Origin of the sequence: Parabacteroides sp. TM07-1AC (assembly GCF_003480915.1) — a bacterium.
In the GTDB taxonomy this organism is placed as follows: Bacteria; Bacteroidota; Bacteroidia; order Bacteroidales; family Tannerellaceae; genus Parabacteroides; species Parabacteroides chongii.
In genome coordinates this window covers 1-12,025 of the sequence record NZ_QUKD01000017.1, presented here as the reverse complement: position 1 = coordinate 12,025, position 12,025 = coordinate 1, and the positions used below count along the sequence as shown (strand labels likewise).

The window sequence follows — 12,025 nt, the reverse complement described above, 5'->3', positions numbered from 1 at the left end:
AAGACGGCAACAGAAGGACGAATGATTTTCCGCCCTATCTCCTTTAATCGAATTGAGTTCATAGTATTATAAATAAAAAATAATAATCAGTATCAGAAACTCTGCATATCGCACAACCGCTTGTAATAGCCATTCAGTTCGAGCAGTTCTTCATGGCGGCCCCGTTCCACGATCTCTCCTTCATGCATTACGCATATCTCATCCGCATTGCGGATCGTGGAAAGACGATGGGCAATAACGATGGTCGTACGGTTACGCATCAAGTTTTCCAACGCTTCCTGAACCAGACGTTCCGACTCCGTATCCAATGCAGAAGTGGCTTCGTCGAGGATCAGGATCGGCGGGTTCTTCAGAATTGCACGGGCAATACTGATACGCTGCCGCTGTCCGCCTGACAGTTTGCCGCCACGGTCACCGATATTCGTGTCATACCCTTCTTCGCTAGCCATAATAAACTCATGGGCATTTGCGATACGGGCAGCTTCCTGTACCTGCTCCAGTGTCGCACCTTCCACACCGAAAGAGATGTTATTGAAGAAAGTATCGTTGAAGAGGATCGCTTCTTGGTTCACATTTCCCATCAATCCCCGCAAGTCGTAGAGGGAGGCATCACGGACATCCGTATCGTCAATGGTAATGCTGCCTTTCTCCACATCATAAAAACGGGGTAACAAGTCCACCAGCGTACTTTTACCGGAACCGGACTGGCCGACCAGGGCAACAGTCTTCCCTTTGGGGATTTCCAGGTTCACGTTTTTCAATACCCACTCATTCTGATATTTAAACCAGACATCGTTATAACGGATCGATTTATTCAGACTGATCGGTTTCGGAGTGGCAGGGTTCTGTATTGTACTCACCGTCTGCAATATCTTATCCACACGTTCCATGGATGCCAATCCTTTAGGGATATTATAACTGGCTTTTGAAAATTCTTTCAGCGGATTGATCAGACTGTACAGCATCACCAGATAAAAGATAAAGGAAGGGGCATCGATACTGGAGTTGTTATTCAGGATCAACGTTCCGCCGAACCAAAGGACGATCACGATCAGGATCGTTCCCAAAAATTCACTCATCGGGTGTGCCAGCTGCTGACGGGTGTTCACGCGGCTGATCGTATTCCGGTAGATATTGTCGGCATTGATAAAACGCTCGTCCATCTTCTTCTCTGCATTAAAAGCCTTGATGATGCGCAGACCGCCCAGTGTTTCTTCCACCTGCGACATTAGGTCGCTCCATTGGTTCTGGGCTTCCATCGATTTCCGTTTCAGCTTTTTACCGACCGTACCCATCACCCAGCCCATCAACGGCAGGACGATCAACGTGAAAAGTGTCAACTGCCAACTCACGGCAATCAACGTTCCGAAATAAATAAGGATCAGGATCGGGTTCTTGAACAACATATCCAACGAACTCATGATCGAACTTTCGATTTCCTGTACATCGCCGCTTATACGCGCCAGGATATCCCCTTTACGCTCTTCCGAAAAGAATCCCAGCGGAAGGTCTAATATCTTTTTATAAAGCTGGTTCCGGATATCACGAACCACACCGGTACGGATCGGAATCATCGTTGCCGACGATAGAAAATAAGAGCCGGTCTTCAGCATCGTCATAAACGCCAGGAACAGTCCCAGTATAAGCAGTGTCAGGCTCGCCCCGTAGTAAGAGATCAGGTCCGTAACGAAATAATAGAAATTATTGATGGCTATATCTTTCAGACTTACACTTTCCGCTCCCCAGGGGATATACTCGTATACCTTATTATCCAGCTTGAACAATATCTGAAGAATAGGTATCAGCAAAGTAAAAGAAAATACATTCAGGATCGCTGACAAGATATTCAACAGGATTGTCAGAACCAGATATTTCTTGTAAGGGGGTACGAACCGTTTCAGTACCAGTAGAAAATCTTTCATGTTTATTTAGTCGATTGGATTTGGCGCGCAAGTTACTCATAAAAAACAGGTGGTGCAACGTTTATAGTTATCTTTGCATCTATTAGATATGGATGTTAATACAAATAAAACCATACGGATATGAATAAAACAAATCATTTCTTTCTGACCTTCACAAACAAAATGTTGGCCGGATTATTGAGCCTCCTGGGTTTCTCGCTGGCTGCTTGTGACAAAATAGGAACAGTAGAATACGGATGCCCCCATGCCGATTACACGATCAAAGGAAAGGTAGTGAATAACCTGGGCAACCCGATCCCGGACATACAGATAGAGATCAGAGATTCTATTCCGGAAAGTGCCTGGGCACACAGTGATACGGTCTACAGCGATTCCAACGGAGAATTTCTGTGGAAAAAAGGAGATTTTCCAGGAATGACTTACCAGTTGATATCCAGGGATATCGATGAAGAAGAAAATGGCGGGAAATTCGCTACCAACAACTCATATGTCTCATTCAGGAATGCAGACTTTAAAGGAGGAGGCACCTGGTATGAAGGAGCAGCCACGATGGAAACCAAAATAACACTCACGCCATACGTCGATACCCACAAAGTTCCCCATGCCCTTTATACGATTCACGGACAAGTTACAGGCGAAGACGGCTATCCGATAGCGGGTATAGTCATCAGCAGTAGCCCTTCCCTGCTGTCGAATGTTCCGGACAAGATATCCGATTACCTTGCCATTACGAACGGGAATGGAATGTACAGTTTCACGTGCGACCTGGAGACGATAGAAGAATATCCAATCGAAACTGAACTTTTAAAAGGATACTGGAATTCCAATCCCTATGAAATGAAATCAGAAATGATTAACTTTGCAGAGATAGAACTATCAGGAGGAAAAGGGATGCTGATCGGAAAAGGATCGAAAGAAGTAAACTTCACTCTGAAAAGGAAATAAAAACTAAAAAAGACAAGGATGGATAAACGCCCCGGATTTCGTAAGCGCATCGCTTTGGAACTCGCCCGAAGTATCAGGAGAAACAAAGCCAAGCTACACGAACTACGCACACTCTTTTGGGAATGTACGCTTCGTTGCAACGCTTCCTGCCGTCATTGCGGCAGCGATTGCCACGTATCGGCCGGCATGAAGGACATGCCGATGGAAGATTTTCTGAAAGTAATAGACGATATTACTCCTCATGTCGACCCCAATAAAGTACTGGTTATATTTACCGGAGGAGAAGCCCTCGTTCGCAAAGATATTGAAACCTGCGGACTGGAATTATACAACCGGGGCTATCCCTGGGGGATTGTCTCGAACGGCCTGTTACTTACCCGCGAACGGCTGGACTCCCTATTGGCTTCCGGGCTGCACTCGGCAACGATCAGTCTCGACGGCTTCGAGGAAGCACACAATTGGTTGCGCCGCCATCCGAAGAGTTTCGAAAACGCAGTCAATGCCATCTGCATGTTGGCCGAAGAGAAAGAGATTGTCTGGGATGTCGTCACTTGTGTAAACCAGCAAAATTTCAAGGACCTGAAACTATTCAAGGATTTTCTCGTGGAGATGGGGGTAAAACGGTGGCGTCTGTTCACCATCTTTCCCGTCGGACGCGCTGCCGAAGTACCGGAACTGCAACTCAGTAACGAACAGTTCACCTGGATGCTCAACTTCATCCGTTATTGCCGGAAGGAAGGACTTATACATGTCAGCTATGGATGTGAAGGATTCCTGGGTAACTACGAAGCCGAAGTACGAGACTCGATCTTCCAGTGTAATGCCGGGGTCAATACGGCTTCGGTATTAGCCGACGGCTCCATCTCCGGTTGTCCGAGTATCCGTGCCAACTTCCATCAGGGGAATATCTATAAAGATAAATTCATCGACGTATGGAATAATGAGTTCAAACCCTATCGCAACCGGGAATGGACCCGCAAAGGACAATGTGCCGACTGTAAAATGTACCGGTACTGCGAGGGGAACGGCATGCACCTGTATGACGACGACGGCAATCTGCTGTTCTGTCATTATAACAGGATCAAATGAATTATATATTCCATCTTTTTTCTATCTTTATCCCCCGAATAAACTTCTAAAGCATTTATACATGAAAAACTCGCTTATCCTTTGTGCCCTGCTAACGCTAGGCCCGGTTTGTTACGCGCAGCAATCGGATTCAAAAATCTGTACCGATTACACCGAACTGACCGACACTAAGCCACACGACAGTGAGGCTATTTGGAATAAAATAACAACGCCGACCCAACTGAGCTGGGCAAGCACGGACGTTCGTTATCCGAAACTCAGTATTCCTAAAATAACCAAAAACTCCCGCTGGCAGGCAAAAGCCTGGAAAGGGGAACGTGTCAACGCGCAGGCTGTATTATGGACTACCGCCGATTTGTCGGATGCCACTATCACAGTGACCGATTTGAAAAACGGCTCATCCGTGATCCCTTCTTCTGCCATAACCACCAACTTCGTTCGTTACGTCATGACAGACGAACTGAACAAAGACCGTAAAGGCGGTTGCGGACATCGTGAAAACAAGGCGGAATGGGATTCTTCCGTTGTTGCCGACGTATTGGACATTGTAAAGATGCACGACGTCAAGGCACGTACCACCCAGCCTATCTGGATGAATGTATGGGTACCGTCGGATGCACGTACCGGAAAATACAAGGGAACACTGACTGTTTCAGGCAAAAACTTCCAGCCGATGAACCTGCAGGTGGAGATAGATGTCCTGAACCGTACCCTGCCGGAACCGAAAGACTGGAAATTCCATTTGGATTTATGGCAGAACCCGTACTCCGTGGCCCGCTATTACGATGTGCCGCTTTGGAGCAAGGAACATTTCGACGCTATGCGCCCGATCATGAAGATGTTGGCGAATGCCGGACAACGTGCCATCACCACCAGTATCATGCACAAACCCTGGGCGGGACAGACGGAAGATCATTTCGACAGCATGGTATTCCGCATGAAGAAGATCGACGGCACATGGGCATTCGATTATACCGTCTTCGACAAATGGGTGGATTTCATGATGAACGATGTGGGCATCAACGACCTGATCAGTTGCTACACAATGATCCCGTGGGCACTCAGCTTCGACTATTTCGACCAGGCAACCAACCGCGTTCAGTTTATCGAAGCTAAACCGGGTGATGCTGCCTATGCAGATTACTGGGGTTCTTTCCTGAAAGATTTCTCCCGTCACCTCCGTACAAAAGGCTGGTTCGAAAAGACTGCCATTTCCATGGACGAACGTCCTATGGAAGCGATGCAGGAAGCCATCAAGGTGATCAAAGCTGCCGATCCTGAATTTAAAATCACGCTGGCAGGTAACTATCACAAAGAGATACAAGGCGACCTTTATTACCTGAGTATCCCGTACGGAAACAAATTCCCGGAAGATGTAAAGGCTGAACGCGACCGCAAAGGTCAGATCAGCACCGTTTACACTTGCTGCACAGAAGCTTTCCCGAACACATTTACCTTCTCCGATCCGGCAGAAGCTCCGTGGACAATCGTTCATGCCGTAGCCGGTGGCTATGACGGCTACCTGCGTTGGGCTGTCAACAGCTGGACGGCAGACCCGTTGCGCGACTCCCGTTTCCGTACCTGGGCTGCCGGCGATACGTATAGTATCTATCCGGGTCCTCGTAGCTCCATCCGTTTCGAACGTTTGGTGGAAGGTCTTCAGGATGCCGAAAAGATCCGTATCCTCCGCGAAGAACTGAAAGGCAGCAAACTGACGAAGCTGAACAAGACGGTTGCCATGTTTACACCGGAAGGGCTGGCAGAGACACAGAAGTCGGCTGACGAGATGGTCAATGAACTGAATAAGGTGCTAAATTCGTTCTGATAAAAAGATAACGCAAAAAATAAATAGTGCGCCGAAAAATATCTCCCGTTCCGACACGGAAACCGAGATCTTTTCGGCGCATTATCCTTTCCCCCGACAGAAACCGTCTTATCCAAACAGTTCCTTCCCTTTTATCATATATGTATCAATGATTCCGACAAGGACGACGACCGCCCAATCATGTGATAAGCCCGACAGTAAAAAGGATAAAGAACAAAGAGAGTGTGTCAAAAATCACACTATGGCACACTCTCTTTCTTTTACAACGAAACTATTCTATCTGTATTTTCCGCGTTTGTTTGATTCGATTTATGCTTGAAGCAGCATATGCTTCTGCTTGAAAATACCCAAATAAGTCAAGGCCTTGTTCGTATACGGAATTATAACTTTCCCAAAATCGGTCACTAACTACAACCGGCTTTTTAGGAGCGCCGTTTTCCATTGCTCAAATTTTTGGAAACCTTCGTCTAAAGGAGTAAACCTTCCCCGTTCTATCTCATGGATATGTTCCCAAAATTCTTCTTGGGAAGTTTGAAGCGGAACATTCGGATTCCATTTATCGGAATTCCGACATGCACAAGACTTATCTTTTTGAGTTGATAAGTCCGAATCTGATGAAAAATGATTAATTTTTGTCATAGTTGTAATTGTTATTAATTAGAATGCGATAAAGATAGATATTCTTTTCCGAATAAAATCTATAAAAAAGAAAACCTATAAAAAAAGAGATACTGTAACAGCATCTCTTTTTTGTTTCTTATTTCTCGCGAATGAAAATATTGATCGGTGTCCCTGTGAAATCCCAGTTATCACGGATCTTGTTTTCCAGGAAGCGTTTGTAGGGATCCTTGATCCATTGCGGCAGGTTGGCAAAGAATACGAACGACGGAACCTGTCCGGCCGGCAACTGAGTGATGTATTTGATCTTGATATACTTTCCTTTCCATGCTGGAGGCGGATAGTTCTCGATGATCGGCAGCATGATCTCGTTCAGTTTCGCTGTAGGGATACGTTTCTGACGGTTGTCGTAGACTTCCTTGGCCGTTTCCAGCACTTTCAGGATACGCTGCTTGGTCAGTGCCGAAATAAACAGGATAGGGAAATCGGTAAACGGTGCCAAACGTTCGCGAATGGCATTCGTATAACTGTCGATCACCTGCTGGCTCTTGTCTTCCACCAGGTCCCATTTGTTTACACAAACCACCAAACCCTTTTTATTCTTCTGCACCAAAGAGAATATATTCAGATCCTGGCTCTCGATACCACGGGTGGCATCCACCATCAAGATACAGACATCAGAGTTTTCAATGGCACGGATCGAACGGATCACGGAATAATATTCCAGGTCTTCGTTCACCTTTCCTTTCTTACGGATACCGGCTGTATCCACCAGATAGAAATTCAGGCCGAATTTATTGTATTTTGTGTAGATCGAATCGCGGGTCGTACCGGCAATATCCGTCACGATATGACGCTCTTCACCGATAAACGCATTGATCAGAGAAGATTTTCCGGCATTCGGACGGCCGATGATGGCAATACGGGGCAGCTCTTCTTCCAATGTTTCAGACTGATCCTCCGGAAGCGTCTCAACGATCTTATCCAGCAGGTCACCCGAGTTGGAACCGTTGATGGCTGATACGCAGAAAGGATCGCCCAGACCGAACGAATAGAACTCCGCCGAAGCAGCGTGCATTTCAAAGTTATCGGCTTTATTGGCGACTACGATAACCGGCTTCTTGTTGCGGCGCAGGATCTTAGCCACTTCGATATCCAAATCAGTAATACCGTTCAAAACATCTACGACAAACAAGATCACATCCGCCTCGTCGAGCGCGACCTGTACCTGTTTGTTTATCTCTTCTTCAAAAACGTCATCCGAATTAATTACCCATCCGCCTGTATCGATCAGCGAAAACTCTTTACCGGTCCAGTCCACTTTACCGTATTGACGGTCGCGGGTAGTCCCTGCTTCATCGTTCACGATGGCCTGACGCGATTGGGTCAGACGGTTGAACAGGGTGGACTTTCCTACGTTGGGCCTACCAACAATTGCTACAATATTTCCCATAAATTTCCTTTCTGTACGCTGTTATTAATCCAGCTGATAACCAAAATTCTTCAGAATGTTATCCCTGTTACGCCAGTCTTTTTCTACCTTGACAAACATTTCCAGAAATACCTTCTTATCAAAGAAACGTTCAATATCCTTGCGGGCCATGGCTCCTACTTTTTTCAGTGCCTGTCCCTTATGCCCGATGATAATCCCTTTCTGGGAATCCCGTTCCACAATGATGAGCGCCTTGATGTGAATCATTTCTTCTTCTTCCTTAAACAGCTCTACAACGACTTCCACCGCATACGGTATCTCCTTCTGATAGTACAGGAGTATCTTCTCGCGAATGATCTCCGTCACAAAGAAGCGGGCCGGTTTATCGGTAAGCGCGTCTTTTTCAAAATAAGGGGGAGATTCGGGCATCAAAGTCTCCACCCGTTGTTTTACATAATCAATGTTGAAGTTCGAAAGCGCCGAGATCGGAATGATTTCCGCTTTCGGCAGTATCTCGTTCCAGTGGGCAACCAGTTTTTCCAGTTCCCCCTGGTTACTTGTATCGATCTTGTTGATCAGCAACAGGACGGGACATTCTACCGTTTTAACCCGCTGAAGAAATTCTTCATTTTTATCGATTGTCTCAACGACATCGGTCACATAGAGCAACACGTCGGCATCGCCTAATGCCGACTCCGAAAAATTCAGCATAGATTCCTGCAACTTATAGTTCGGATGCAGTACTCCCGGCGTGTCTGAATACACGATCTGCATATCGTCGGTATTCACAATCCCCATGATACGATGACGGGTGGTCTGCGCCTTCGACGTGATGATGGAGATGCGCTCTCCCACCAAACGGTTCATCAGCGTAGACTTCCCTACATTAGGATTACCGACAATATTAACAAAGCCGGACTTATGCTTGTTTTCCATTATAACCCCATTTAAGATAAATTGCACCCCAGGTAAAACCGGCACCGAATGCAGCCAGAATCAGGTTATCCCCTTTCTTCAGCTTGTCTTCCCACTCCCAAAGACAGATAGGAATTGTTCCGGCACTTGTATTACCGTATTTCTGGATATTGATCATGACTTTGTCCATATCCACACCCAGACGTTTGGCTGTTGCATCGATGATGCGCAGGTTGGCCTGGTGGGGAACAATCCATGTAATATCGTCGTGAGTCAGATTATTTTTCTCTGCTATTTCTGCAGCCACATCGGCCATATAAGAAACAGCATACTTAAATACATATTTACCATCCTGAAAAACGAAATGTTCGCGATTATCAACAGTCTCGTGGCTGGGAGGATAGGCTGAACCACCAGATTTCATGATCAAGTGAGAATAACCGGTACCTTCCGTACGCAGGATCGTATCGATAATACCAACATCTTCCGTCGTCGGTTCCAGTAACACTGCACCACAGGCATCGCCAAACAGAGGACAAGTCGAACGGTCCTGATAATCGGTAATGGCTGTCATCTTATCACCGGCAACAACAATTACTTTCTTATAACGTCCCGAACGAATATAGTTTGCACCTGTTTCCAGCCCATACAGGAAACCTGCACAAGCCCCCTGCAAATCGAAAGTCATTGCATTCTTACATCCGGTATGGTGAGCGATGATCGAAGAGGTAGTAGGGAAATGATGATCCGCTGTCGTCGTAGCAGTCAGGATCACTTCTATCTCTTCCGGGTTCACATTCGTTTTTTCGAGCAGTTGCTTCACAGCACGTATGCCCATGTAAGAGGTACCCATGCCCTCTCCTTTCAAAATTCGGCGTTCTTTGATACCAACACGTGTCATGATCCATTCATCTGTCGTATCGACCAGTTTCGAGATGTCCTCGTTTGTCAATACATCTTCAGGAACGTATCCGCCTACACCTGTTATAACCGCGTTCAATTTATCCATAACTTTAAAAATAATGAGACTATATCCCAATTAAAAAATTAGCCCTAAAAATACTTTTAGGGCTATTTCTTTCGTTTATCAAAATCTATGTGATTATGACAAACTTACACAGCTGCTTCTTTTACGATAGCTAACTTACCTCTGTAATAGCCGCATTCGCCGCATACAGTGTGATAAATATGCCATGCGCCGCAGTTCGGGCAAATAGCCATTGTTGGAGTGACAGCCTTGTCATGAGTTCTTCTCTTGGCTGTTCTTGTCTTACCTTGTCTTCTTTTAGGATGTGCCATGTTTTAATTTATTTAATTGTTATCATTCTCCATCAAACCTTTCAGGGCATCCCAGCGAGGATCAGAATTACCGCTTACGTCATCATCCATGGAAATATCGTCCACTTCTTCTTCGTAATCATCATCTCCGTCATCTGTACTTTTAGCAGTGTGCTTCTTCAGCTTCGTCGACATGGTCTTATTGCATTTGCCCGGAGCATGTACATGCTTCATCGGTACTGCCAATGCAATAAACTCATAAAGGAACCATGCCAAATTAATGGCACCTTCCTCTTCGGGTATTACTACCACCTCGTCGCTCTCTTCGGCATATTCTTTGCCGAATTTCACTACCAAGCGATTATGGGTATCAACCGGAATCTCCATGTCGTCCAAACATCTGTCGCACGGAACGATTGCTACACCTTCAATCTGAAAGTTCATTTCATAAGCCACTGACGTACGTTTCACCGTCAGGTGAACCTTGACTTTGCCCTTCTGGACTTCATCTCCGTCAATGTCCACAAAAAACTTGTTCTCCAGTAAATACTCGAATTCGTGCACTCCTGGAGCGAGATTTTTCAAATCTACATTATATAATTTAAATTTTCCCAAAGCCTTTTAGTGTAAAAACCTTGCAAAGGTACGAAAAAACTAAACACAAATGCAATAACTTTACAGTTATTTTTTATTATTGAATGATTTAGCCTCTATATTTTCGAAGCTCTATGCGAAATGTCGTGCCTTTTCCGACTTCTGAGCTCTTTACGAATATCTTACCGCCGTGATAAGACTCGATAATACGCTTTACCAAAGACAAACCGAGTCCCCATCCGCGCTTCTTGGTTGTATACCCCGGATTGAAAACCGTCTTGTATTTTGACTTAGGAATACCTTTGCCTGAATCCGTAATATCGATACGGACTGTCTTATCCCTCTCTTCTACCTGAAAAGTAATTTCACCCTGCCCTTCCATCGCATCCACAGCATTTTTTGTCAGGTTTTCAATCACCCAGGCAAATAAGGAGTCGTTCATTAAGACCAGTACCGGATTTTCAGGAAGATGAGTATATATCTTTACCTTGGAAGAGATACGCGTTTCCATATAATTTAAAGCCGTACGGATCGAATCGCTGATATTGACAGGTATCGGGTCCGGATTGGATCCGATTTTCGAGAAACGCTCTGCAATCATCTCCAAACGCTTTACGTCTTTTTCCATCTCACTAAGCAGGGAAGGATCTATTTCTTTGGTACGGAGATATTCCACCCAAGCGATCAGTGAAGAGATAGGGGTTCCGAGCTGATGGGCCGTTTCCTTGGATAATCCGACCCATACTTTATTCTGTTCGGCTTTCTTCGTGCTGGCAAGAGCCAGGAAAGCGATCAGGATAAATATAAACACAACCGTCAGCTGGGCATAAGGATAGATGAGAAGCCTTTTCAGAATAATTGAATCATCATAATACAGGTACTGGAAAGTTCCGTCCTGCATATCGATCAATATAGGGGGATTCTTACTCTTTAGTTCACGGACTTTGTTCTTCAGAAACTGGTCGACCTCTTTTTCCGGAAGTTCGATATTCTTCTCAGCGATGACGCTGTCCTTTTCATTACACCACAGAACAGGGATAGTCGTATTGCTCTCCAAAATTTTCAGGATAAGAGCCATATTCGATCCGTTCGTCTCAGAAGCGATCATACGCTGTGCTTCCGCCCAGATCTCGACTTTCTGTCGTTCTTCCTGCGCCAAACTCTTCACAAGTTTATCAGAAACAAACACTGAAACGATTGCAATCAATGTGGCAATTAAAATGAAAAGATACTTTAACCGTTGTCGGGAATCATATATACTGCTCATAATCTAAAATTCATGCTCAACGTATATTAGAACGGGAAAAAAGATACATTATTATAAAAAGCCGGAAGAATAAAAAAAGGAGTCCACTCTTTCGAATGAACTCCTTCTGTCTTTCAGCTTTCGCCTGAATAAAACGGCGG

The 12,025-nt window shown here is 45.3% G+C and carries 11 protein-coding genes; 3 read left to right on the top strand and 8 right to left on the bottom strand.

The features are described from left to right. Positions 1 to 92: 92 nt before the first annotated feature. Positions 93 to 1,922 carry an ABC transporter ATP-binding protein gene (locus tag DXD68_RS23540; protein ID WP_122363877.1) on the bottom strand — a complete coding sequence of 610 codons (1,830 nt, stop codon included), beginning with the start codon at positions 1,920 to 1,922 and terminating at the stop codon, positions 93 to 95. 120 nt (positions 1,923 to 2,042) lie between these two features. Here DXD68_RS23540 and DXD68_RS23535 point away from each other — a divergent pair, with 120 nt between their 5' ends. The 3 genes from DXD68_RS23535 (at position 2,043) to DXD68_RS23525 (ending at position 5,781) form a co-directional block, all read left to right on the top strand. Further along, a complete protein-coding gene (locus DXD68_RS23535) occupies positions 2,043 to 2,867 on the top strand; it encodes a radical SAM-associated putative lipoprotein (protein WP_122363876.1) in 825 nt (274 codons plus the stop codon). A gap of 18 nt (positions 2,868 to 2,885) precedes the next feature. Continuing rightward, a complete protein-coding gene (locus tag DXD68_RS23530) occupies positions 2,886 to 3,956 on the top strand; it encodes a TIGR04133 family radical SAM/SPASM protein (protein ID WP_122363875.1) in 1,071 nt (356 codons plus the stop codon). Positions 3,957 to 4,017: 61 nt separating this feature from the next. Then, positions 4,018 to 5,781 carry a DUF4091 domain-containing protein gene (locus tag DXD68_RS23525; RefSeq protein ID WP_122363874.1) on the top strand — a complete coding sequence of 588 codons (1,764 nt, stop codon included), beginning with the start codon at positions 4,018 to 4,020 and terminating at the stop codon, positions 5,779 to 5,781. Between the two features lie 408 nt (positions 5,782 to 6,189). On the opposite strand, the gene DXD68_RS23520 is transcribed toward DXD68_RS23525, so the two are convergent. The 7 genes from DXD68_RS23520 to DXD68_RS23490 all read right to left on the bottom strand — a co-directional run bounded on the left by DXD68_RS23520 (position 6,190) and on the right by DXD68_RS23490 (position 11,885). Beyond that, entirely contained in the window at positions 6,190 to 6,420 is a 231-nt protein-coding gene (locus DXD68_RS23520; protein ID WP_075558921.1) for a hypothetical protein, read from the bottom strand. A 118-nt stretch (positions 6,421 to 6,538) separates the two neighbouring features. Next, positions 6,539 to 7,852 (bottom strand): ribosome biogenesis GTPase Der, encoded by a 1,314-nt coding sequence (gene der / locus DXD68_RS23515; protein ID WP_122363873.1) that lies wholly within the window; start codon positions 7,850 to 7,852, stop codon positions 6,539 to 6,541. A gap of 24 nt (positions 7,853 to 7,876) precedes the next feature. After that, on the bottom strand, positions 7,877 to 8,767 hold the full coding sequence (era, locus tag DXD68_RS23510; protein ID WP_122363872.1) for a GTPase Era: 891 nt from the start codon (positions 8,765 to 8,767) through the stop codon (positions 7,877 to 7,879). Further along, the gene (locus DXD68_RS23505; RefSeq protein WP_122363871.1) at positions 8,751 to 9,755 is read right to left on the bottom strand and encodes a beta-ketoacyl-ACP synthase III; all 1,005 of its coding nucleotides are present in this window, start codon (positions 9,753 to 9,755) and stop codon (positions 8,751 to 8,753) included. The genes era and DXD68_RS23505 overlap by 17 nt, the downstream gene beginning before the upstream one ends. 104 nt (positions 9,756 to 9,859) lie before the next feature. Next, complete coding sequence (gene rpmF, locus DXD68_RS23500) at positions 9,860 to 10,045, bottom strand: 50S ribosomal protein L32 (protein WP_081693462.1); 186 nt, start codon at positions 10,043 to 10,045, stop codon at positions 9,860 to 9,862. Positions 10,046 to 10,057: 12 nt separating this feature from the next. Then, the gene (locus DXD68_RS23495) at positions 10,058 to 10,639 is read right to left on the bottom strand and encodes a YceD family protein (protein WP_122363870.1); all 582 of its coding nucleotides are present in this window, start codon (positions 10,637 to 10,639) and stop codon (positions 10,058 to 10,060) included. Between the two features lie 88 nt (positions 10,640 to 10,727). Further along, a complete protein-coding gene (locus DXD68_RS23490; protein ID WP_122363869.1) occupies positions 10,728 to 11,885 on the bottom strand; it encodes a sensor histidine kinase in 1,158 nt (385 codons plus the stop codon). Positions 11,886 to 12,025: the final 140 nt, after the last annotated feature.

Bases quoted from the DNA above. Each gene is read 5' to 3' on its own strand.
- der (WP_122363873.1), bottom strand. From the start codon at position 7,852: ATGGGAAATATTGTAGCAATTGTTGGTAGGCCCAACGTAGGAAAGTCC.
- DXD68_RS23530 (WP_122363875.1), top strand. From the start codon at position 2,886: ATGGATAAACGCCCCGGATTTCGTAAGCGCATCGCTTTGGAACTCGCC.
- DXD68_RS23520 (WP_075558921.1), bottom strand. From the start codon at position 6,420: ATGACAAAAATTAATCATTTTTCATCAGATTCGGACTTATCAACTCAA.
- DXD68_RS23540 (WP_122363877.1), bottom strand. From the start codon at position 1,922: ATGAAAGATTTTCTACTGGTACTGAAACGGTTCGTACCCCCTTACAAG.
- DXD68_RS23535 (WP_122363876.1), top strand. From the start codon at position 2,043: ATGAATAAAACAAATCATTTCTTTCTGACCTTCACAAACAAAATGTTG.
- DXD68_RS23505 (WP_122363871.1), bottom strand. From the start codon at position 9,755: ATGGATAAATTGAACGCGGTTATAACAGGTGTAGGCGGATACGTTCCT.
- DXD68_RS23490 (WP_122363869.1), bottom strand. From the start codon at position 11,885: ATGAGCAGTATATATGATTCCCGACAACGGTTAAAGTATCTTTTCATT.
- DXD68_RS23525 (WP_122363874.1), top strand. From the start codon at position 4,018: ATGAAAAACTCGCTTATCCTTTGTGCCCTGCTAACGCTAGGCCCGGTT.
- era (WP_122363872.1), bottom strand. From the start codon at position 8,767: ATGGAAAACAAGCATAAGTCCGGCTTTGTTAATATTGTCGGTAATCCT.
- rpmF (WP_081693462.1), bottom strand. From the start codon at position 10,045: ATGGCACATCCTAAAAGAAGACAAGGTAAGACAAGAACAGCCAAGAGA.